Genomic DNA, 22,787 nt, shown 5'->3' with positions numbered 1-22,787 from the left:
TCGGACCGGCCCAGCGGGAGCAAGCTCCCTCGCCACGGGTATCGCTTGGCTTCAGATATGTCAGCGCGGTGCGGCGATGTCCAGGGCGCGGTTTGCCAGTAGCTCACTCAGCTCGACCATCTGCTGGATGCCCAGGGCAAAACTCCGTGGCGCCCCTTCCAAATCAAAGGCCAGTTCATTGGCCATCACATTGACCGAGGCGAGGGTTTCGCTGAGGTTCGCCAGCAGGCACTCCATGTCCGCGCCTTGGGCCACGGTGAACAACTGGCCCGGCGGTAGCTTTGGTTTTTCAGGTTTGGGATCGAGGTAAAAAGCGAGGGCGCGGTCGGCGGCTTCGTTGAGTTTTTTGGCGTCGTCTTCCGGCGGATTGGGGGTAATTTTGAACATGGTGCAGCTCCTGGTTATTTACAAGGCGCTGCCAGACATCACTTGCAGATGATGGGTGGCAGCTATGCGCGGGTCTGCAAGACCGGGAAACCAGGAACCCGGCAGACCCGAAGGTCTCCCGCACACAGCCGCCATTGAGCGACACGTATCTGTCGATTGGCTTGGGCTATGCGCCTGGTATTTCGTCGGGCTTGCAGACCCGATCACTGATAAGCAGTGACGGGAACAAGTTATCGACACGGGGCCAAGCGCACAAGCCGGCGGATTCTGGCGTAGTTGTAGGCAATGACGCAAGGCGACGTAGCCTTACTCGGGAGTCCTACATGGCCGGATAAACAGAACCGAAGCCGAACATAATTTGTGACCGGGCAAATAACCCGTGGCGAGGGAGCTTGCTCCCGCTGGGCTGCGCAGCGGCCCCCAAAACCAGTCACCCCAAAACAACTGACACACCGAGGTGCTTGCCATTGGGGCTGCTGTGCCCGAGGCGTCGGACCGGCCCAGCGGGAGCAAGCTCCCTCGCCACGATGGTGCTCCTCTTCAGATTTGCGTCGTTCGCCAACCCCCACCCAACGCCTTGTACAACGCCACGCTCGCCTGCACCCGCGCCAGTCGCAATTGCACGTTCATGTCCTGGGCGGCGTACAGCGTGCGTTGGGTTTCGAGCACGGTGAGCAGATCTTCGGCGCCGGCCTGGTAGCGGCGTTGGGCGATGTCGAAGGCGGTCTGGGCCTGGTCCAGTTCTTCGCGTTGCCATTGCCGTTGCTGGTCCAGGCCGCGGATGCCGTTCAGGGCTTTTTCGACGTCGGCGAAGCCGTTGATGATCGCAGCACGATAGAGCTCCAGCAGTTCCTCCTGGCGTGCGGTTGTCCTGTCTCGTTCGGCCTTGAGGCGACCGTTGTTGAAGATCGGTGCGGCGAGCCCGGCGCTGAGGTTGTAGACGTTGTTGCGCAGCAACTGGTCGGCGATGTCGGCGCCGGTGGCCAGGCTCAGGCCCAGGGTGGCCGAGGGCAGCAAGGCCGCGCGGGCGACGGTGATGTCGGCCTGGGCGGCGGCGAGGCGGGCTTCGGCGGCGGCGATGTCGGGACGGCGCAGCAGCAGGTCGCTGGGCACCCCGGCGTCGATGGCGGGCCAGCGCAATGCGTCGAAGGATTCATTGTCGAGCTTGAGCGACTGCACCGGTACGCCCAACAGTGCCGCGAGGGTGATCAATGCCTCACGGGCCTGTTGCTGCACTTGCGGCAGCCGGCGTTCCTGGGCCGCCACCAGGCTCTTTTGTTGAGACAGTTCCAGTGCCGTGGCGCTGCCAGCGTCGTAGCGGGTTTGCACCAGGTCGAACACATGCCGGGCGTTGGCCAGGTTCAGTTCGGCAATGCGCTGTTGCTCGCGCAGTGACAAGGCTTGGCTATAGCTGTTGGCGACGGCGCTGAGCAGAGTCAGTTCCACAGTCGCCCGATCAAACTGCGTGGCCGACAAAGTGCTCAGCGCACTGTCACGGGCCGCCCGTTTTCCGCCCCAGAAATCCAACTCATAACTGGCGCTGAGATGAGCGTCGTAGTAGTCGATGGTGCGGTTGTTCCGATCCACGTCCAACTGGCTGTAGCCCTTGCCCCGCAGCAGTTCCTGGCGATTGCCGTTGAGCCCGGCGCTGATTTCCGGCAGCAACGGCGCGCCGGCGATCACCGCGCTGGCCTGGGCCTGGCGAACCCGGGCCATGGCGGCAGCGAGGTCGAAGCTGCCCTGGCGTGCTTGTTCGATCAACCGATCGAGTTGCGGGCTGCCGAACTGCGTCCACCATTGCTGGTTATCAACCGCAGCGCTTGGCTTGTCCAGGTTCTGCCACGCCTCGGGCGGTTGAATGCCGTTGTCGGGCGTCGACAAAGGCGTGCCACACGCAACCAGCAACAGGCTGGCGGCCAGGAGGGTCAGGTGCGCTTTCATAAGATGGGGTTCATTCACTGGTGAGGGCCGTGACCGGGTCGAGGCGGGCGGCCTTGCGGGCGGGCATGAAACCGAAGACGACGCCGGTGACCAACGCGCAACCGAAGGCGCCGAACACCGCCAGCCATTCGAAGGCCACGGCGATCTTGCCCAGCAGCAACGCACCGCCCACCAACAGCGCCAGGCCGATACCGGCCAATCCACCAACCACCGAGAGCATCACCGCTTCGGTGAGAAACTGGCGCAGGATGTCGCGCTGGCGGGCGCCGGTGGCCATGCGGATACCGATCTCCCGGGTCCGCTCGCGTACGGTCATGAGCATGATGTTCATCACGCCGATGCCGCCCACCAGCAGCGAAATCGCCGCAATGGCGCCGAGCATCAACGACAGCGTGCCCTGGGTGCGGGCCTCGGCCTGGATCATCGCGGCATTGTTGGTCAGCTCGAAATCCTGCTTGCCGTTGTGCAGCCGCAGCAAGGTGCGGGAGACGGCCTGTTCGGCCTCGTTGACCTTGCCCGCGTCGCGAGCGGCGATCACCACGTATTCGGGATGGCGCGTGCCGAACAGCCGCACGCTGGCGGCGGAGTAGGGCACGGCGATGCGGTTGTCGGCGTCCGAATCACCGGAGCTGGCGCCTTTTTCCGCCAGTACGCCAACGACCTGGAACGGCACGTTTTCGATCAGGATGTAGCGGCCGATCGGGTCGGCGACGTCTTTGAGCAGCTTTTGCCGGACCTTGTGCCCGATCACTGCCACCGCCGCGGCGCTGCGTTCATCGGCGTCGCTGAAATAGGTGCCCTGGGCCACCGGCCAATTGAAGATGATCGGGAAATTCGTGTCGTTGCCGCCCACGTAGCTGGTGTGGTCGAGATTGGCGAAACGCACGCTGGCGTTCTTGCCGTTGACCGGCATGATGCGTTGCACTTCGGGCAGGGCAGCGAGGGCGGCGATGTCCTGTTCGCTGATGATGCCCTTGGTCGCGCGCGGGTTGGGGGCTGTGCCGTTGAGGTAAATGATGTTCGAGCCAAAGGCGCCCATCTGGGCCATGACCTGACGCTTGCTGCCTTCGCCAACGGCCAGCATGACCACCACCGAGGCCACGCCGATGACGATGCCGAGCAGGGTCAGGGCGGTGCGAAAGCGATTGATCCACATCACCCGCCAGGCCGCTTGCACCGCGTCTACCAGTTCGCCTTTCCAGGCGCCGTTGTGTTCGCTGTCGGCGCTCAGGCGCTGGCGCAGGTCCACGGCTTGCAACGCCTTAGCATTGGCCTGTGGTGCGGCGGTGGCGCTGTCGCTGATGATCGACCCGTCGCGGATTTCAATAATGCGCTTGGCCCGGGCCGCGACTTCGCGGTCGTGGGTGATCAGGATCACCACGTGGCCCTGGCTTGCCAGTTCGTCGAGCAAGGCCATGACCTCGATGCCACTCTGGCTGTCGAGGGCGCCGGTGGGCTCGTCGGCGAGGATGATGTGGCCGCCGTTCATCAAGGCCCGGGCAATCGACACCCGTTGCTGCTGCCCGCCGGAGAGTTGATGGGGGCGGTTGCCGGTGCGGCTCGCCAGGCCGAGGCGTTCGAGCAGGGCGCTGGCCCGGGCGTGGCGCTCGGCGGCCGAGGTGCCGGCATAGATGGCCGGCATCTCGACGTTTTCCTGGGCCGTGCCGGACGGGATCAGGTGATAGCCCTGGAACACGAAGCCGAACGCTTCGCGGCGCAGCCAGGCCAGTTCATCGCTGCCCAACCTGGCGACGTCTTCGTCGGCAAAGCGGTACTCGCCGCTGGTAGGGCGGTCGAGGCAGCCGAGAATGTTCATCAAGGTGGATTTGCCGGAGCCGGACGCCCCGACAATCGCCAGGAATTCGCCGGAGTGAATGGACAAGTCGATGCCCCGCAGGACTTCTACCCGAGGGCTGTCGCCGCCGCCGTAGCCCTTGCGAATGTCCCGCAGCTCGATCAGGGGCGTATTCATTCAACCTCCGTTGCCGCTGGCCGGACCAATCAGCACGCGGTCGCCTTCACTCAGGCCGTCGACAATTTGCGTGCGCAGGCGATCGCTGACGCCGGTACGAACGGTGCGTGACTGGACATCGCCGTTGTCGGCGAGCACTCGCACTTGATCGGCGTCTTGCACGGCGGCGATGGGCACGGTCAGCACATCCTTGGCCTGGGCGGCGACAAAAAACACCTGGGCAGTCATGTCGGTCATCAAGGCGCGGTCGGCGTTGTCCACGTCCAGCAACACCGTGTAGAGCACCACCCGTTCGCTGCCGCTGCGGCCACCGGAGGGACTGCCGCCCTGGCTGGCTTCCAGCGGACGCGGCGGCACCGGCAGGATTTGCCGGACAGTGCTGCTCCAGCGCCGGCCGCCGCGCGGCGAGGGTGGTGAAATAGGCGGTCATGCCCGGCTTGACGTGGCCGATGTCGGCTTCCGAAACCTCTGCCCAGACGGTCATCGGCGACAGCCGGGCGATGCGCAGGATCAACGGCGTCTGCTGCTGGGCGTTGAGCGTCTGGCCTTCCCGGGCGCCGATGGCGACCACGGTGCCGCTCATCGGCGCATAAATGCGCGTGTAACCCAGCTCGGCTTCATCGCTGCGCAGGTTGGCCTGGGCCTGGCGGATCTGTGCCTGGAACATGTCTATGCGGGCCTGGGTCGCGCGCACCTCGGCCTGGGCGGTCTGCACGTCTTCTTCGCGGGTGGCGCCGCCGGCCTTGAGTTGCTGCTGGCGACGGAATTTCTGCTGCGCCAGGTCGTGTTGGGCGCGCTGTTCCTGAAGCTGGGCCTTGAGGTTTTCGATGGAAAACCGTCCGGCGTCGAGCCTGGCTTTTTGTGTGGACGGGTCGATTTCAACCAGCAGTTGGCCCTCCGTGACCTCGTCGCCGGCCTCGACGTGAATCTTCTGGATCTGCCCGGACGCCTGGGCGCCCACGTCGACGTAGCGCCGCGGCTGCAAGGTGCCTAGGGCGGTGACGCTGTTTTCGATATCGCCACGGGTGACCGGGGCGGTGGCGACAGGCTCATGGCCCGACCCGACCGCCTGCCACGCGGCGAAGGCCACGGCCGGCAGCAGGGCAAAAGTCAGGAGCCAGGCGGGGCGGGTGAGGCGGGGACGTTTCATGCAGGGTTCCGGCCGGTGATGTCGGGCCCGTCGCACGGAGGGGCGGGACGGGAGGCTGTTCTGGTAGACGAGTGTTCGGGGCGGGAATTTAATGAGTTGAGACTGGGCAGTCCTTGAAACGACACCGATCCCGTGGCGAGGGAGCTTGCTCCCGCTGGGCCGCGAAGCGGCCCCAAGACCTGGGCTCCCGATCTCGAGCATGTGTCGCCTGCCTTGGGCCTGCTGCGCAGGCCAGCGGGAGCAAGCTCCCTCGCCACGAAAGCGGGTTCTGCTGCCCCATCAACTGAACGATTGAGGCCTGATGCAAACCAAAGCTTTAAATCTATATGAGAATTACTATAAATTACGCGATTGAATCTGCCACCATCGTGCCATGCGTTTTCCGGCATGCCGAGGGGCCCAGGGAAAGCTGTCGCAGTCACTGCGCACGGGAGTCATGTTGGAAAACTACTATCGCGAGCTGGTGTGTTTCCTGAACGCCAGGCTAGGCAACCGCCAGGCGGCCGAAGATGTGGTGCATGACGCTTATGTGCGGGTGCTGGAGCGCGCCAGCGATACGCCCATCGAGCAGCCGCGGGCGTTCTTGTATCGCACCGCACTGAACCTGGTGATCGATGGGCATCGGCGCAACACGCTGCGCCAATCCGAATCCCTCGACGTGCTCGACACAGAAGAACGCTTCTTCACCCCGTCGCCCCATACCAGCCTCGACCACGGCCAACGCCTGGACATGCTGCAACGCGCCCTGGGCGAGTTGCCACCGCTGTGCCGCGAAAGCTTCCTGCTGCGCAAGCTCGAAGGCCTGTCCCATTCGCAGATTGCCGAGCGCCTGGGCATTTCCCGCGCGCTGGTGGAAAAACACATCGTCAACGCCATGAAGCATTGCCGCGTTCGCGTACGGCAGTGGGACGCGACCTGATTCACCCGGCGTGAATCCTGCGGCGGTAAATTTTCTGACATCCTCTTCGTTCCTCTCAACAGACGATCTGGCGGCCCGATGCGCGCCGAACAGGTCACCCGGCTTTCGTGCCCTGTTGAGGGGCTTTTCCAGAGGACACTGGACATGACTCAGGCAATTGCAGCGCCCCACGTTCACGACTTGATCGGCATTGGCTTCGGCCCCTCGAACCTGGCGCTGGCCATCGCGCTGCAGGAGCGTGGCCCGGTGCAGGGCGAACTGGACGTGCTGTTCCTCGACAAACAGGCTGACTATCGCTGGCACGGCAACACGCTGGTGACCCAGAGCGAGCTGCAGATTTCCTTCCTCAAGGACCTGGTGACCCTGCGCAACCCCACCAGCCCTTACTCGTTCGTCAATTACCTCAAGCACCATGGCCGCCTGGTGGATTTCATCAACCTCGGGACGTTCTACCCGTGCCGCATGGAGTACAACGACTACCTGCGCTGGGTGGCGGCGCAATTCGCCGGGCAGAGCCGCTACGGCGAGGAAGTGCTGCGCATCGAACCGGTGCTGCATTGCCAGCAGGTCGAAGCCTTGCGGGTGATTTCCCGCACCCGCGAAGGGGAAGAGTGCGTGCGCATCAGCCGTTCAGTGGTGGTCAGTGCCGGTGGCACGCCGCGCATTCCCGAGGCGTTCAAGACGTTCAAGGATGACGCTCGGGTGTTCCATCACTCGCAGTACCTGGAGCGCATGGCAAGCCAACCGTGCACGAGCGGCCAGCCAATGAACGTTGCGATCATCGGCGGCGGGCAGAGCGCGGCGGAAGCGTTCATTGACCTCAACGACAGCTTCCCGTCGGTGCAGGTCGACATGATCCTGCGCGGCTCGGCCCTCAAGCCGGCGGATGACAGCCCGTTCGTCAACGAAGTGTTCTCGCCGGAATTCACCGACCTGGTGTTCCAGCAGCCCCACAGCGAACGTGAGCGCCTGGTCAACGAGTACCACAACACCAATTATTCGGTGGTGGACATCGACCTGATCGAGCGCATCTACGGGATTTTCTATCGTCAGAAAGTCTCGGGCATCGCCCGTCATGGGTTCCGCACCCTGACCACGGTGGAGAAAGCCACCGCGACCAAGGATGGCGTGGAGCTGGCGGTGCGCAACAACGCCACTGGCGAGTTGTCGGTGCGCCGATACGACGCGGTGGTGCTCGCCACCGGCTACGAACGCCAGATGCACCGCACCTTGCTCGAACCGTTGGCGCAGTACCTCGGGGATTTCGAGGTGGATCGCAACTACAAGTTGATCACCGACGAGCGCTGCAAGGCGGCGATCTACATGCAGGGTTTCTGCCAGGCCAGCCACGGGCTGAGCGACACCTTGCTGTCGATCCTGCCGGTGCGCGCCGATGAGATCGCCGGCTCGCTCTATGAGCATGGAAACAATCGCGGGCAGGCTCGGCCGGAGCGCGATTTGCGATTGGCCGCTGTGTGAGCTGCCTGTAGGAGCTGCCGAGTGCAACGAGGCTGCGATCTTTCCCCTGACATTTACATCTCAAGCGAAAGATCAAGATCAAGATCGAAAGATCGCAGGCTTCGCCAGCTCCTACAGAACAATCGCAAGCCCGCCAGGAAATTCCTCAGAAACTTCCTACACTCACCTCACGCTCCTCCTGGTTTTCCGGGAGGTACGTGGACGGTTCACTGTTCCCTCGCATTGGCAGTTTGAACCGATCAGCCGGTCGCTGATGTAGCGTCCGGGCCGATTTCGCCAAGCGAAACCTGATCGAATGATGCTGTTCCTGCGCACAGGCCTGGCGGCGATATGGCTGGGTCTATCAAGTGTGGCGCCCCAGGTGGGCGCGGCACCCGAGTCGCTGCATGTGCTCGGGCGTTCTGCTGTGAACGACTATTCGGTGACCCTGGACGAGGCTGACCGGACCTGGCTGCGACGCAAGGGCACGTTGCTCCTGGGTGCCTCGGCACCGGATTACCCGCCGTTCAGCATCACCGGCAATGGCAGCGATTATGAAGGCCTGACGGCTGACTATGCACAGTTGCTGGGTCAGCTGTTGCACATCGACATACAGGTGCGGCGGTACGCGTCGCGGGATGCATCACTCCAGGCCCTGCATGGCGGGGAAATCGATCTGCTCGGCACCGCCAACGGTTTCGAGGCCGGCGACCCCGCATTGGCGATGTCACGGACGTATGCCGATGACGTGCCGACGCTGGTGACCCGTGTCGACGACAGCGAAGAGCTGCCGGCGGACCTGGCGGGCAAACGGCTGGCCATGCTTTATCACTACTTGCCACCGGAAACGGTCGAAGCTTTTTATCCGGACGCCACGTTGCAGCTGTTCCCCTCGACCTTGAGCGCCATCGGCGCCGTGGCGTTCGGCCAGGCCGACGTTTATCTGGGGGATTCGATCAGCGCCCATTACCTGATCAGCAAGAACTACCTGAACAACGTACAACTGGCGGATTTCTCCCGCATGGAAGTGCAGCCGTTCGCCTTTGCGGTCAGCCGCGAGAACGGGCGCCTGTTGCGCGTCGTCAATGCCGCGCTGCAGGCCATTCCCGTCGGCGAACGCATGGGCATCCTGCGGCGTTGGAGCGCCGGTGGGGCGAGCGTGCCGGGCCGGCAAGCGTTGCATTTCAGCGTCAATGAACAGCGCTGGCTCGATGCTCATCCGCGTATCAACGTAGCCGTCAGCGCGGATTTCCTGCCGTTGACCTTCTTCGATGAGCAAGGCCAATTGCGCGGCATCGGTGCCGATGTGCTGGCCAGGATCAGCTTGCGCACCGGGCTGAAATTCGACATCCAGCGTGGCGACTCGGTGGACGACCTGATCGCCCGGATCGCCACTGGCAAGGCCGATGTCCTGGCTACCGCGATCCCCAGCGCCGAGCTTGAAAATGAACTGCGCTTCACCCGCCCGTACCTGACAAGCCCTTTCGTGCTGGTGGTGCCGGCCAAAGCCTCGGACGCCCTGACCGTGGACCGGATGGCCGGCAAGCGGCTGGCGCTGGTGCGTGGCAACGTGTTGCGTGAGTACCTGTCGGAGCAGTTCCCCGGCGTGCAACGGGTGCCGGCGCAAAACATGGCCGATGCCATGGCCATGGTCGCCGCAGGTCGGGCGGATGGTGCGATCAATTCGCTGATCAGTGCCCGCTACATGATCTCGCGCCAGTACCGCGACACATTGCAAGTCACCAGCACCGTGGGCACGGTGCCCATCCGCGTTGCCTTGGCGACGAGCCGCAACGCGACCGAGCTCTACTCGATCCTGGACAAGGCACTGCTGAGCATTTCCCCAGAGGAAATGGACGAGCTCACCAACCGCTGGCGCAGTGAGGTGGTGATCAACGACAGCTACTGGCTGCGCCATCGCACTGCGATTGTCCAAGGGTTTGCCATCGCCGCGCTGCTCCTGCTGCTGGTGTTGGGCTGGGTTGTCTACCTGCGACGGCTGTTGGAACAGTTGCGCGTGGCCAAGGCCAGCGCCGACGACGCCAACCGGGCCAAGACCACGTTCTTGGCGACGATGAGCCATGAAATCCGCACGCCAATGAACGCCGTGATCGGCATGCTGGAACTGGCCCTGAAAAAAGCCGACCAGGGCGTCATGGACAAGTCGGCCATCGAAGTGGCCTCAGGTGCCGCCCGAGGCATGCTGGACCTGATCGGTGACATCCTCGACATCGCTCGCATCGAATCCGGCAAGCTGTCCCTGGTGCCGACGCGGGCCAATTTGCGGGAACTGATCGAGGCCGTGGCGCGGATGTTTGATGGCCTGGCCCGGGAAAAACAGCTGTCCTTGGATCTGGACCTGGATGCAGCCAGCGACCATGACGTCTTGATCGACCCGCTGCGCTTCAAGCAGATCCTTTCCAACGTACTGAGCAACGCCATCAAGTTCACCGAACAAGGCCAGGTACGCCTGAGCCTTGGAGCTGAGCCGGCTGGGGAGGACAAGCGCCTGGCCATCCGCGTGTTGATCGAAGACACCGGCCCGGGCATTTCGGCGCAAGACCAGCAACGCCTGTTCAGCCCGTTCACCCAGGTCGGCGACCACGCCCAGGGCGCTCGCGGTGGCTCCGGGCTGGGGTTGGTGATCAGCCGCACCCTGTGTGAAATGATGGGCGGCACCCTGGCGTTGAGCAGCGTGCCGGGGCAGGGCACGCAAGTCGAGATCCGGCTGGCGGTGCCGTTGCTGGAGGCGTTGCCCCGCGTGCCCGCAGTCGAGGTTCAGACGCCGCTGGGCCAGGTGCTGAAGATCCTGGTCGTTGATGATCATCCAGCCAATCGTTTGCTGCTGTGCCAGCAGATGAGGTACTTGGGGCACCCGGTGCAGCAGGCTGAAGACGGCGTCCAAGGGCTGCGTGCCTGGCGCGACGGGCAGTTCGACGTGCTCATCACCGACTGCAACATGCCGTTGATGAGCGGTTATGAAATGGCCCGTGCCATCCGCGAAGAGGAGCGGGCCGGGGCTTTGTCGCCGACGGTGATCCTGGGGTTCACGGCCAATGCCCAGCCCGAGGAAACGGCTCGCTGCATCGAGGCAGGCATGGATGACTGCCTGTTCAAACCCATCAGCCTGCAGCAATTGAACGCGCGCCTGGTATTGATCACGCCCCAGCGCGACGCGCCGGCCTCCACGGGCGACTTCGATTTGACCACCCTGGAACAGCTGGCCGGTGGCGACAGGCTGTCGATTCACCCGTTGTTGAAGGAACTGGTCGCCAGCAACGCCATGGACAAGGCGCGATTGCTGGATTTGTCTTCGCGCCATGACGTGTCCGGGTTGGCCGACCTGGCGCATCGGATCAAGGGCGGCGCACGGATTATCCAGGCAGAGCCGCTGGTGGTGGCATGCGACGCGCTGGAAAGCGCTTGTCGCGAGGGTATCAACGCGGCGCTCACCGAATCGGTGGAAGCGGTGTGCCGGGCGATGGAGCACCTCACGGAACGGCTGCACTTTTATATGGCTGGAGAGTCCGCCCCCTCCGGGCCCGTGCGGCGAACCTCTTCAGGCTTCACCCGATCACCGCCAGACCAAGGCGCCCTGAGCCGCAAGTCGGGCGCGGATTTTTCCGTGCTTTATTTGGGAATTGTCCTACAGCGTCCTAAAAAAACCTTCCTCTAGCCTGTCGCGACTTAACGTTTCCGACCCGGTCTACACCTGCCGCGTTGCCATTGGAATGCCTGCCATGCCGAACAAAGCACTACGAATCATGATTGCCGACACGGAGCATTATCATCGGATGAAGCTCGAACGGCTGCTCAATCATCACGGCTATTTCTGCATCGCGCCGGTGGGTAGCCTGGAGGAATTCCTGACGTTGGTGGAATACGGCAGCAAGCCTTTCGACCTGGTCCTGGTCAATGCCGGCCTTGCAAGCGGATCACTGGATCTGACCGGATTCTTGCGCGGCAACCTGCAGGTTCGTCATTCAATGATCTATAACGCCCAGCAGGCGCTCCTGGAATCGGTGCCCCTCGCGCATCCGCCCTCCTTGCAGGTGACCACTGCCGCGTTGCCCGATTCGGCCGTGCTGGAACGCCTGATGACCTTCATTGACCCCGAGGCCAGCGAGTCGGCCCAGCCTTGGCCCCATGCCTGCAGGCGGGGCCAGGGAAGCTGATCGCACCGTTAGTCGGCACTGTCAGGTCTGACAGGTGGCGCGGCCTATCGCTTGTGTAACAGTCCGCTGCAGTTTGAGCATCGGCGTGGTTTGCATTCATTCGGGGAGCTGTCTTGAAGCATGTAATGATCGTGGATGATCACCCTGTCATACGTGGCGCTTTGCGGCTCGTGTGCCAGAACGAAGGGTTTACCAATATCAGTGACGTCAGCGGCGTGGCTGAGGCCAAGGCGCAGATCAAGGAGGCGCGGGCCGACCTGGTGATCCTGGACCTGGTGATGAATGGTTTCGATGGCCTGGACCTGCTGGTCTGGATCCTGATGGAATTTCCCGGCTGCGCGGTGCTGGTGTTCACTTCCCAGGATGCCCAGCATTTCTGCAACCGTTGTATCGCGGCCGGGGCGAGGGGGTTTGTCACCAAGAGAAGCGACCTGAAGGAGCTGATCAAGGCGATTCACGCGTTGAAATCCGGCTATTCCTATTTCCCTCAAATGCCTGTCAGGCTGGATTTTCACCAGCGTGGCGAACAGCAGGCCCTGGAAAGCCTCTCCACCCGTGAGCTGTCCATCCTGCGGATGCTGTCGATGGGCATGCGTGGCAAGGACATCGCCGATGCATTGTTCATCAGTCCGAAAACGGTCAGTACCTACAAGACGCGCCTGTTGGAAAAGCTCGGTCTCACTTCCCTGGTGGGGCTGTCGGAATTTGCCAAGCGCAATCATCTTTAAGGTAAAGCGAGCTTGTTGGCTGTTCTGTAAATAGAACGCTATGGCCGGTTTTTGCAGTCTGGTGCATCAACGGTACGGGTTTTAAGCTGTGTCCATCGAGTCGCAACACCTGATTTGGAGACACAGTTTGAAAAACATCATCGGCCTCTATACCAGCCCGCGGACCCACTGGGTCGGCGACGGCTTTCCGGTCCGCACGTTGTTTTCCTACGACAACCTGGGCAAGCACATCAGTCCGTTCCTGCTGCTGGACCACGCGGCGCCCAGCGAATTTTCCCCTACTTCAGAGCGACGTGGCGTCGGCCAGCATCCCCATCGCGGTTTCGAGACCGTGACCATCGTCTATCAGGGCGAGCTTGAACACCGTGATTCCACCGGCAGCGGCGGCAAGATCGGCCCTGGTGATGTGCAATGGATGACCGCCGCCTCCGGGATCATCCATGAGGAATTCCATTCCGAAACCTTCGCTCGACAAGGCGGGTTCATGGAAATGGTCCAGTTGTGGGTCAACCTGCCGGCCAAGGACAAAATGGCCCCGGCCGGCTACCAGACCCTGCTCAAGAGTGACATCCCCACCATTGCCTTGAAGGATAACGCTGGCAGCCTGCGGCTGATCGCCGGGAGTTTCGAGGGGCATCGGGGCCCGGCGAAGACCTTCACGCCCATCGAGGTCTGGGATATTCGCTTGAATGCCGGCAAGGACCTGACCCTCGATTTGCAAGAGGGCCATAACACGGCGCTGGTGGTGCTGCGAGGTACGGTCCAGGTCAATGGCCGCGAGCGGGTCGAGGCGGGGCAACTGGCCTTGTTCGATCGGGCCGGCGACCAGGTGAATCTGCAAGCCGATAACGACGCCGTGGTGTTGCTGCTCAGCGGCGAGCCCATCGACGAGCCGATTGTCGGCCATGGTCCGTTCGTGATGAACAGCGAGGAGGAGATTCACCAGGCCTTCGAGGATTTTCATTCCGGGCGCTTTGGGCGGATGGATGGCTAGCTAAGCAGGCTCGCTCCCACAAGGAGTCTTGTGGTGATCTCTACAGCGTGTTGATTCTGTGCCAATCTTCACGCCAACGACCCTCCTGGAGCTGTCCCCGATGTTCTCCCTGATCACCGCCCACCCGCTGCTCAGTGCCTTGGCGTTGCTTGTGCTCGATTTGCTGGCGTGGCGGTTCGTCAGTGCCGAACGGATGTACTGGAAGATCGGCGGGCGGCTGGTGATTTTCATGTTGTTCAGCATGCTGCTGTTCAATGAAGGCCTCAACCCCATGCAGACAGCGCAGTGGGTCGATGACGTGCCTCGGCACCTGGCGGCTACCGGCCTGCAGATTGCGTGGTGGCTGTTTGCCGCGCGGACCCTGACCGTGATGATCGGTGCGGTCATGATGCAACGGGTCGGCCATACGGGGCGGCTGTTGCAGGATCTGCTCGGCGCGGTGATCTTCCTGGTCGCGGTCATCGCGGCTTTGGCGTATGTGCTGGACCTGCCGGTCAAGGGCGTGCTGGCAACCTCCGGCGCGATGGCGATCATCGTCGGCCTGGCCTTGCAGAGCACCCTCAGCGACGTGTTTTCCGGCATCGTGCTCAACACCACCAAGCCGTATCAAGTCGATGACTGGATTTCCATCGACGGCACCGAAGGCCGGGTCACCGACATCGACTGGCGTGCCACGCGGTTGCAGACCTCCCAGGGCAGCATGGCGGTGATCCCCAACTCGCTGGCGGCGAAAGCCAAGATCGTCAATTTCAGCCGACCGAGCGATATGCATGGTTTGTCCATCAGCATTCAGGTCAGCCCCCATGCGCGACCGCAAAAGGTGATCGAAGCGCTGGAACGGGCGATGATCGGCTGTCGTGCACTGCTTGCCAGCCCGGCGCCCTGCGTCACGCTCAAGGGCACCAGCAGCGCCGGGGCGGAATATGAAATCAGCGGGTTCGTGGCCTCTATGGGGCAGAAACGCGAGGTGCGCAATCAACTGTTCGACTTGGCGTTTCGGCATCTGCATGCATCGGGCGTGAGCCTGCTATCCACCAGCGAAAGCACTGCGGCCCTGGCGGTGTCGCGGCCCCGTGCGTTGCTGGAAAGCTCGAGCATTTTTTCCACGCTGCGCCCGGACGAAAAAGACACCTTCAGCCAGAACATGACCCTGCAGACGTTTCGCGCCGGCGAGGTGATCCTGGCCGCCGGGGAGGTCAGCGATCATCTGTTCATCATCGAGTCCGGCGTCGTCAGTGTGAGCCTCCTACGTAACGGCCAGCCTCTCGAGGGTGGCCGCATGGGGCCGGGCGAAGTGATCGGCGAAGCCGGGATCGTCGCCGAACAAGCGGCGTTGGCGAATTTCAATGCCAAGACTTTCTGCACGCTTTATCGCATCGAGAACAGCTACCTCAAACCTTGCCTCGAGGCCCGTCGCGACATCGGCGACGCCATGAAAAACCTGTTGGACGTGCGCATCCACCTGGCCCAGAACCTGACCCGCGAACTGCCCAAGCCGGTCGCCAAGAAACGCTTCCTGCAATGGCTGCGCAGCCGAGCGTGACACCCATCGAAAGCACGCCGTGCCCTTGTGGCGAGGGAGCTTGCTCCCGCTGGGTGGCGCAGCCGCCCTGAAACCAGGCCCCTCGGTATATCTGTTAAACCGTGCCAACCGGTTTACGACTGCTACGCAGCCGAGCGGGAGCAAGCTCCCTCGCCACAGAAGCTTGCGTCATTTCCATAGGCGTCTCGGTCTCCATTGGCCACCCGAACTTCCCAACAATTGGCTATTTGTCCCGCGCCAGTGCAGGGCTAACGTAGCGCTACACCCAATTGTTCAGGAGTTCATCATGCAACCGCGTATCGATTTCTATGCCGCCTCCCCTGATGCCTATAAAGCCATGCTGGGCCTGGAGAACGCGGTCTCTAAACTGGGCCTGGAAAAGTCCTTGATCGAATTGGTCAAGCTGCGCTCTTCGCAAATCAATGGCTGCGCGTACTGCATCGACATGCACACCGCCGATGCGCGCAAGGACGGCGAGACCGAGCGGCGTTTATATGCCGTGACCGCCTGGCGCGAGACGCCGTTCTTCACCGGTCGTGAGCGCGCCGCGCTGGCCTGGACCGAAGCCCTGACGCGCCTGAGCGAGACCCACGCGCCCGACGCCGACTACGAACTGCTGAACGAGCACTTCACGCCCAAGGAAATGGTCGACCTGACCGTGGCGATCAACGCCATCAACGGTTGGAACCGGCTGGCGGTGGGCTTCCGGAAAATGCCCGAGGCTTAAGAAGTCAGATCAGTACCTGTGCGAGCTTGCTCGCGATGGCGGTTAGTCAGTTTCAGAAGTGTTGGCTGACCCACCGCTATCGCGAGCAGGCTCGCTCCCACAGTTTTTTCGATGTCAGGGTGCGCGCGACCAGCTGTTAATATGCCGGCCTGTTTTCCAACCGGCCCACAGCCATGCTCCTTCACGCCCTCGACTGGCACCCCCAGCCTCGCCTCGAACCCCTTCACCTGGACTGGCTCGCCGATGCTGGCGTCGAGGTGGCGGTGTTGCGCCTGGACCGGACCGATTCGCTGATCAGTGGCAACAAGTGGTTCAAGCTGCTCCATCATCTGCGTGGCGCCCATGCGTCAGGTGCGGAGGGGATCATCAGCCTTGGCGGCGCCTACTCCAATCACCTGCACGCGTTGGCGGCGGCGGGCCAACGATTCGGTTTCCCGACGGTGGGACTGCTGCGTGGCCATCCTCAGGAAACGCCGACGGTACTCGACTTGAAAGCGTTCGGCATGACGCTGCACTGGTTGGGTTATGAAGGGTATCGAAGGCGCCATGATGCGGATTTCTGGACGCCCTGGCAGGCGCAATATCCGCAGTTGTGGCCGATCCCTGAAGGCGGCTCGGGGTTGCCTGGCGCGCAGGGCTGCATGATCTGGGAGACCAGCGTTCGCGATCAATTGGCGGGTTTGGGGTGGAGCGATTATCACGGTTGGTGGCTGGCGTGCGGCACTGGAACGTCGTTGGCCGGCCTGGTGCTGGCGGAGGCAGGAAGGCGTCCGGTCCATGGCGTCCTGGCGGTCCCCGAAAGCCACGGCGTGAAGCAGCAAGTCGAAGGCATCGTGAAAGAGGCGGGGTTGGGCAATCCGCTTTATGAACTGATTGACGGCAGTCGTGGCGGATTTGCCCGGGTTGACGAAGGGCTCACAGCCTTCATCGAAACCACAGCGCAGATCGAGCTGGAGCCGTTGTATACCGGTAAGGCACTGTTGCTGCTCAAGGCTCGGGTCGAGGCCGGGCAGTTTGCCGTCCGGCACTCGGCTGATCTTTGTCCACACCGGCGGCTTGCAAGGCCGCCGGGGATTCCAGTGACTGTCTTCAGCCGCGCTTGGGCATCATCCGCAGCAACGTGTTATCGCGCACCACATAGTGGTGATACAGCCCCGCCAGCGCATGCAGGCCAATCAACCAATAGCCAATGGTGCCGCCGAGCACATGCCAGCCTTCCACTTGCTTGGCCAACGCCTTGTCCGGTTCGCCAAGCAGTGGCAAATCAAATCCGTAGAACATCACTTGGTGTCCTTCGGCGCTGGTGATCAACCAGCCCAGCAGTGGCATCGCGATCATGAACAGGTACAACGCCCAGTGCATCAGGCGCGCCAGGAATGTTTGCCATGCGGGCGAAGCCGGGAAAATCGCCGGGGCCTTGCCCATGCTGCGAGCAAACAGGCGTAGCCATACCAACACGAACACGGTCAGGCCCAGCATGAAATGCGCTTCCTTGATCAGCGTTCGGCCGCCGCTGCCCTTGGGGAAAATGCCTCGGAACTCAATGCAGGCATAAACCACGGCCAACAGCACCAGCATCAGCCAATGCAAGGTGACCGTGACGGTACTGTAACGGTTTGCGGAATTTTTCCAGGGCATGCGGGTATCTCCAGCCATCAGGGTAAAGCGCTGTCTAGAGCAGCGTTGTGCTTGCACTTTAAGCCCGTTTCGCTGGGTTTGCATGAGCCAGATCAGGTTGCGTCGATGAATTTATGATCCGCTCGCAAAATGCTCTCGCCATGCAGCCGGCGGGAACCCATTTTTCCGGCCAGCTCATGGGCTTTCTCAAGGGGTGATGTCTGGTGGGTTCAAGAGCCACTCGAACAATAAACCCGTATTGTCGTTGCTCGGCGCCAAGGGGCGGGGCGACGTGGGGCCACCATTGCCCGGGCCAGGCTCGAGCAATCCCACGCAAAGGACCGGTCGGTCGGGATCGCCGTCGAGGAAGCTCACCAGCACCTCGCTACCGGCCAGCAACGAAGGGTGATCGCCGGGCGTCAGGCACGACACGGGCAGCGCAATGCCTTCGTCGTCGCGGTTCCAGAGGCTGACCATGACCCGGCCCTGTAGGTCGGATGTCGCGGCCTGGCCAGGCGGACCGAGTACATAGGCGAGGTGATTGCCAGGTACGCATGGCTTGGGATGCACGAGGAGCGGTCGGTACACGGAGGACCAAGGAATCGCGCAGAACTGATTGCGGTAGTCCTTTGCCGCGGGTGGGGTTGGCAGGTTCGTTTCAAGAATCGAAAATTGTCGCCCGCGATGCCGAACCTCGGTAATCAGCCATTGGTCGTTGAACGTCGATACCGGGTGCCCATCGATCCGCGCGATATGACCGCTGCGCAGGGCCGGCGAGAGGGTGTGCCCATGGATCTCTCGTTTTCGGTAGCGCAACCGTTCCAGATGCCGCCGGCCTGCCTGGAAACGGTGAATCCGTGTCGGGTCGTCACGCTTTCTTTCGTGCGCCGCCTCGGATGCGGGGTTCGCGGTGTCGGCCGTTTCGGCCGCTGCACGATCGCGAAATCCGTGGGGCGGACCTGGAGGTATTGAATGGTGGCGTTGATACAACCGCGTAATGGCGCCGACTTTATCCGCCTCCATCAGGAGTTCAACCGCCTGTACGGGAAAGCTCTTCGGATCCTCGGCAAATACCATGACGTGACCCAGGGGGCTGTGTTCGAAGTGGTAATGAATGCCTTCTTCTTCGCATAGCCGCTGCAGCAGCGTCAGGTCGCTTTCCTCGTACTGGATACAAAATGGCCGACACGGGTAATGTCCATTTGGCAGTTCGAAGCGATAGCTGAGGGCGGGAATTGCGTTTTCTTCCAGCAGGCGCTGCAGGATCTGCACAACGGTGAGCCGATGAAAAACTCGACGTCGCAGTCCTTGTTCCAGTTGCTGGATGTACGGCACCAGCGTCAGCCGGTAGCCGACGCGGTGCGCAGCCTCGGCGCTCAGGCTCACGCTGTGCACGATCCCGTGTATGCCGGACTCACCGTCCAGGCGCAGGAAGGCCGCTTGGCCCAACAACGCGTCGGGACTGATCGGCGGCTCCTGGCCAATCAGGTCGAGGTCGAAGCGGTACGGCTGATTGAGGGCTTCCCGGCCGTTGAGCCCCAGGACATGCAGGCGCATGTCGCTTTGCATGATCGTCAGGCTGAAGGGATTTTCCATATCGTTGCGCATTGCCGCCCATATTTTCACGGAGAGAAGTGCGAAGGGTACGAAACCCCAGCGTATGACGCCGTGCCCGAATCGCTATTTCGGAAACGCCCTACAGCATGTAGTGAAAATGTCGATGAAGCGGGAACGATTTTTTGGTCGATCAGCTGGTTGTGGGCGTATAAACTTGCGCCACAGCGCCGGCCGGCAGATGTCTCGGCGCGTCAGACAAGAGAGTGAGTAATGGGCGCACAGTGGAAGGTTAAACACAAAGAAGCGGCTGCCAACGCCAAGGGCAAGATCTTCGGCAAGCTGGTGAAGGAAATCACCATTGCCGCGCGCAACGGCGCCGATGTCGCGACCAACGCGCACTTGCGGCTGGTGGTCGAGCAGGCGAAAAAGGCCTCGATGCCCCGCGAGACCCTGGAACGTGCGATCAAGAAGGGTTCCGGCCAGCTTGGCGAGACCGTGCAATACCATCGTGTCACCTACGAAGGTTTTGCGCCCCATCAGGTGCCGCTGATCGTTGAGTGCGTGACCGACAACATCAACCGTACCGTCGCCGAGATCCGCGTCGCGTTCCGCAAGGGCCAACTTGGCGCTTCGGGCTCGGTGGCCTGGGATTTCAATCACGTCGGCATGATCGAGGCCGCCCCGGACAGCCCGGACGCGGATCCGGAAATGGCCGCCATCGAGGCCGGAGCCCAGGATTTCGAACCCGGCGAGGACGGTGCGACGCTGTTCATCACCGAGCCTGCCGATCTCGACGCCGTACAAAAGGCGTTGCCGGAGCAGGGCTTCACGGTGTTGTCCGCCAAATTGGGCTATCAGCCGAAAAACCCGGTCAGCGGCCTGACCGATGAGCAGATGGCTGAAGTCGAGGCCTTCCTCGAAGGCCTCGACAACCATGACGACGTGCAGGACATGTTTGTCGGCTTGGCGGGTTAAACCCTCGTCCTGACGTAACGCTGTTCACTTAAGGTCGTCCAACCACCTGTGGCGAGGGAGCTTGCTCCCGCTGGGTCGCGAAGCGGCCCCAAAACTGCCGAATGTGGAGCTTTAGATACACCGCATTCGCCGGTTTTACGGCTGCTTCGCAGCCGAGCGGGAGCAAGCTCCCTCGCCACGGTCGTCCAGAAAGTCTTCAATCTCGTCAAACCCGGGCCGCGCCAGCACATCCGGCTGACAGCAGCGCGCCTCCAGGTCTTGCAGTCGTGCAAGGTCCTCGGTACCCAGCGCCGGATCGATCCGCGCAAGCAGTTCTCCCAGCAGAATCCCGAAGGCCCGCACCTCGATGCGTTGCAACGCGCGTGTCTGCCTGTCATCAACCGTGGCATGGAAAGACGCCGCGCCAAAATCCCCCAGCAGGCAATCGCCTTGGTCATTGCAGAGGATATTGTGGCCATACAGATCCCCATGGGTAAGGCCTTGCCGATGCAGATGACCCGCCACACAGGCAATGCCCCGGGCGATGCGCATGGCCACGTCGGCGCCCAGGCGCAGTTCATCGGCATACACGTCGCGCGTACAGGATTCCAGGCTCGGCAACCCGGCCAGGTTGCGGTATTCGGGTCCGATCAAGGCCATCACCAGTCCGGCCTGTTGCTCAGGGTGACCGGCAACCTGGCCCAACACTTCGATCAGGTTTGCATGCTTACCGGCGGTGATGCACGCATGCATCTCATGCAACGGCGAGCCGTCGCTGGTCATCTGGCCTTTGTAGAGCTTGACCGCGACGTTGCGCCCGGCCTGGCCCGGCGGTTGCCACAGTGCTTGATGGATCACGCCCGAAGCGCCTTCGCCCAATGAGGCTTGCAAGCTCAGTTGCGACCAGTCGATCGGCGTCGCGATATGCAGCGCCCGGGCGTCGGCTTCCGCTTCCAGTGGGTTGCCGGCGTAGGCCAGCCAACTGAGCCTTGGCAGTTCCAACAACCACGACGGCAGCTCGGCCAACTGATTGGCGGAAACACGCAGCAATTCGAGGCGATGACACTGGGCCAGGCTCTCCGGCAACGCGCGCAGGCGATTACCGGCCAGCATCAGTTTTTGCAGATGCGGGCGTTGGCCCAGCTCCGCCGGCAGTTGGCTGATGCGGTTATCGGTCAGGATCAGCCAGCGCAGCAGCGGCGGCAACGCCGCACCGGTGACGCGTTCGATTTGGTTGGCCTTGAAGCCGACCATGGTCAATGCGCTGCAACGGCCCAGGCATTCGGGCAGTTCGGTGAAGTGATTATCCGAGCAGAACAGCACCCTCAGGTGGGTCAGGCGGTGCAGATCGTCGGGCAACTTGTCGAGCTGGTTACCGCTCAGGTCGAGGATTTCCAGCGAGTCCGCCAGCTCGAAGATTTCCTGGGGGAACACCGTCAGGTCGCATGACAGCTTCAATCGGGTAATGCCCGATAGCTGGCTGGTTTGGAGTTGGGTGAGGGTGTGCATGGTGGAGGTCGCTGTCATCAAGGGGGCCGAGCGCCATAATGAAACCAGCGCAGGCCCGCATGATAAACAAAAAAGGCAGCGCCAGCGGTCCTAGCGCTCGATGCTGCGGTTCCACCGCGCGTTCCAGGCCGGACGTTGTTCGTTGACCTGATCCCAATCCACCGCAATCGCGGTTTCCAGGTATTTTTTCATTGCTTCCACCTGGCCGCGAGTCTTGTCGGTGGTCGGCGTGTTGGGGTTGGACGGGATCTGGTCGCCTTCTTCCAGGGCGATGGCCTGGGCTTCGGGGGTCAGCAGGAACGCGGCGAGTTTCTGTGCGAGTTCGGGTTCGCTGTTCTGGGCGACGGCGCATTCGGCGACGTTCAGCACCACCGCGCCTTCCTTCGGTTGCGCGTACTCGACCGGCATGCCCTTGAGTTTCAAGGCGGTGACTTGGGTCGGCGTCAGCGGGAACAGCGCCGCTTCATCCGTCTGCAACATTTCGGAGATTTTCGCCGAGCTGGGGATGTACTCCAGCACGTTACGCCCGACCGTGTTCGGCCACGCCTTGAAGCCCGGCTCGACATCGGTTTCGCTGCCGCCCTGGATCCGGTTGAACATCAGGAAACCGTGCAGGCCGAAGGTGGACGAGGCCATGGATTGGAACACCACTTTGTCCTTGAATCGCGGGTCGGCAAGGTCCATCCACGACGTCGGCGTGTTCCAGCCTTTTTCCTTGAACAGCCGCGTGTTGTAGGCCAGCCCGGTGACGCCGAGGCTGACGGCGACGGCCTGGTCCTTGATGCGCCCCTTGGCCGGAATCTGCGCCAGGGGCGCGCTGTCTTGCAGCTTGTCGCACAGCCCCATGGCGATGGCGCGGTACATGATGCCGTCGTCCAGGAACATCACGTGCATCTGCGGGTTGCCCTTGCTGGCCTGGACCTTGGCGAGGATGTCGGCCGAAGTGCCCGGCACGATCACCACCTTGACGTTGTTGGCCTTCTCGAAGGCGGGTAGGACCTTGTCGGCGTACAACCGCTCCATGGTGCCGCCGTTCATGCCCAGGTAAAGCGTCGGCTCGGCCAACGCCTGGGTGACCGGGAGCAGGGCGCCCAGGCAAGCGGAACCCAGCGAGCAGAAACCAAACAGTGCACTGCGTTTGACGTTATTCATTGGC

General features: G+C 62.3%; 17 protein-coding genes and 2 pseudogenes. 10 read left to right on the top strand and 9 right to left on the bottom strand.

The annotated features are described in order from the left end of the window. Positions 1 to 60: 60 nt before the first annotated feature. The 4 genes and pseudogenes from AB4N42_RS21955 to AB4N42_RS21940 form a co-directional block, all read right to left on the bottom strand. Positions 61 to 387 (bottom strand): DUF6124 family protein, encoded by a 327-nt coding sequence (locus tag AB4N42_RS21955; protein WP_460115336.1) that lies wholly within the window; start codon positions 385 to 387, stop codon positions 61 to 63. A 540-nt stretch (positions 388 to 927) separates the two neighbouring features. Continuing rightward, positions 928 to 2,328: an efflux transporter outer membrane subunit gene (locus tag AB4N42_RS21950; RefSeq protein ID WP_460115335.1), complete on the bottom strand. Its 1,401-nt coding sequence runs from the start codon at positions 2,326 to 2,328 to the stop codon at positions 928 to 930. Between the two features lie 10 nt (positions 2,329 to 2,338). Beyond that, positions 2,339 to 4,300: a MacB family efflux pump subunit gene (locus AB4N42_RS21945; protein ID WP_460115334.1), complete on the bottom strand. Its 1,962-nt coding sequence runs from the start codon at positions 4,298 to 4,300 to the stop codon at positions 2,339 to 2,341. Next, positions 4,301 to 5,450 (bottom strand): annotated as a pseudogene (locus AB4N42_RS21940) (efflux RND transporter periplasmic adaptor subunit). 436 nt (positions 5,451 to 5,886) lie between these two features. On the opposite strand from AB4N42_RS21940, the gene AB4N42_RS21935 reads away from it, so the two are divergent. The 8 genes from AB4N42_RS21935 to AB4N42_RS21900 all read left to right on the top strand — a co-directional run bounded on the left by AB4N42_RS21935 (position 5,887) and on the right by AB4N42_RS21900 (position 15,994). Next, positions 5,887 to 6,369: a sigma-70 family RNA polymerase sigma factor gene (locus AB4N42_RS21935; protein ID WP_030140040.1), complete on the top strand. Its 483-nt coding sequence runs from the start codon at positions 5,887 to 5,889 to the stop codon at positions 6,367 to 6,369. Positions 6,370 to 6,513: 144 nt separating this feature from the next. Further along, a complete protein-coding gene (locus tag AB4N42_RS21930; protein WP_198798271.1) occupies positions 6,514 to 7,848 on the top strand; it encodes a lysine N(6)-hydroxylase/L-ornithine N(5)-oxygenase family protein in 1,335 nt (444 codons plus the stop codon). A gap of 295 nt (positions 7,849 to 8,143) precedes the next feature. Next, positions 8,144 to 11,503, top strand: coding sequence for a transporter substrate-binding domain-containing protein (locus AB4N42_RS21925; protein ID WP_460115333.1), 3,360 nt, complete (start codon positions 8,144 to 8,146; stop codon positions 11,501 to 11,503). A 64-nt stretch (positions 11,504 to 11,567) separates the two neighbouring features. Beyond that, positions 11,568 to 12,002 carry an ANTAR domain-containing protein gene (locus AB4N42_RS21920; RefSeq protein WP_030140043.1) on the top strand — a complete coding sequence of 145 codons (435 nt, stop codon included), beginning with the start codon at positions 11,568 to 11,570 and terminating at the stop codon, positions 12,000 to 12,002. 113 nt (positions 12,003 to 12,115) lie between these two features. Then, positions 12,116 to 12,730: a response regulator transcription factor gene (locus tag AB4N42_RS21915; protein ID WP_030140044.1), complete on the top strand. Its 615-nt coding sequence runs from the start codon at positions 12,116 to 12,118 to the stop codon at positions 12,728 to 12,730. A 127-nt stretch (positions 12,731 to 12,857) separates the two neighbouring features. Next, a complete protein-coding gene (locus AB4N42_RS21910; protein ID WP_460115332.1) occupies positions 12,858 to 13,724 on the top strand; it encodes a pirin family protein in 867 nt (288 codons plus the stop codon). 100 nt (positions 13,725 to 13,824) lie between these two features. Next, positions 13,825 to 15,267 (top strand): mechanosensitive ion channel family protein, encoded by a 1,443-nt coding sequence (locus AB4N42_RS21905; protein WP_030140046.1) that lies wholly within the window; start codon positions 13,825 to 13,827, stop codon positions 15,265 to 15,267. A 286-nt stretch (positions 15,268 to 15,553) separates the two neighbouring features. Then, entirely contained in the window at positions 15,554 to 15,994 is a 441-nt protein-coding gene (locus AB4N42_RS21900; protein WP_198798268.1) for a carboxymuconolactone decarboxylase family protein, read from the top strand. Here AB4N42_RS21900 and AB4N42_RS21895 read toward each other — a convergent pair. Then, positions 15,991 to 16,338, bottom strand: a complete 348-nt coding sequence (locus AB4N42_RS21895; protein ID WP_460116426.1) for a hypothetical protein — start codon at positions 16,336 to 16,338, stop codon at positions 15,991 to 15,993. The genes AB4N42_RS21900 and AB4N42_RS21895 overlap by 4 nt on opposite strands. Here AB4N42_RS21895 and AB4N42_RS21890 point away from each other — a divergent pair. Beyond that, positions 16,252 to 17,077: pseudogene (locus tag AB4N42_RS21890) on the top strand (1-aminocyclopropane-1-carboxylate deaminase/D-cysteine desulfhydrase). The gene AB4N42_RS21895 and the pseudogene AB4N42_RS21890 overlap by 87 nt on opposite strands. A gap of 6 nt (positions 17,078 to 17,083) precedes the next feature. On the opposite strand, the gene AB4N42_RS21885 reads toward AB4N42_RS21890, so the two are convergent. Together AB4N42_RS21885 and AB4N42_RS21880 are read right to left on the bottom strand one after the other, a co-directional pair. Next, positions 17,084 to 17,632, bottom strand: coding sequence for a cytochrome b (locus AB4N42_RS21885; protein ID WP_460115331.1), 549 nt, complete (start codon positions 17,630 to 17,632; stop codon positions 17,084 to 17,086). Positions 17,633 to 17,818: 186 nt separating this feature from the next. After that, positions 17,819 to 19,219 carry a type VI secretion system Vgr family protein gene (locus tag AB4N42_RS21880; protein ID WP_198798266.1) on the bottom strand — a complete coding sequence of 467 codons (1,401 nt, stop codon included), beginning with the start codon at positions 19,217 to 19,219 and terminating at the stop codon, positions 17,819 to 17,821. Positions 19,220 to 19,438: 219 nt separating this feature from the next. On the opposite strand from AB4N42_RS21880, the gene AB4N42_RS21875 reads away from it, so the two are divergent. After that, a complete protein-coding gene (locus AB4N42_RS21875) occupies positions 19,439 to 20,143 on the top strand; it encodes a YebC/PmpR family DNA-binding transcriptional regulator (RefSeq protein WP_030140051.1) in 705 nt (234 codons plus the stop codon). A gap of 135 nt (positions 20,144 to 20,278) precedes the next feature. On the opposite strand, the gene AB4N42_RS21870 is transcribed toward AB4N42_RS21875, so the two are convergent. Further along, positions 20,279 to 21,631 (bottom strand): leucine-rich repeat-containing protein kinase family protein, encoded by a 1,353-nt coding sequence (locus AB4N42_RS21870; protein WP_030140052.1) that lies wholly within the window; start codon positions 21,629 to 21,631, stop codon positions 20,279 to 20,281. Positions 21,632 to 21,721: 90 nt separating this feature from the next. Beyond that, positions 21,722 to 22,783 carry an ABC transporter substrate-binding protein gene (locus tag AB4N42_RS21865; protein ID WP_030140053.1) on the bottom strand — a complete coding sequence of 354 codons (1,062 nt, stop codon included), beginning with the start codon at positions 22,781 to 22,783 and terminating at the stop codon, positions 21,722 to 21,724. Positions 22,784 to 22,787 lie beyond the last annotated feature (4 nt).

This window comes from Pseudomonas sp. H2_D02 (assembly GCF_054677635.1).
This window is presented reverse-complemented; position numbering and strand designations above follow the sequence as displayed.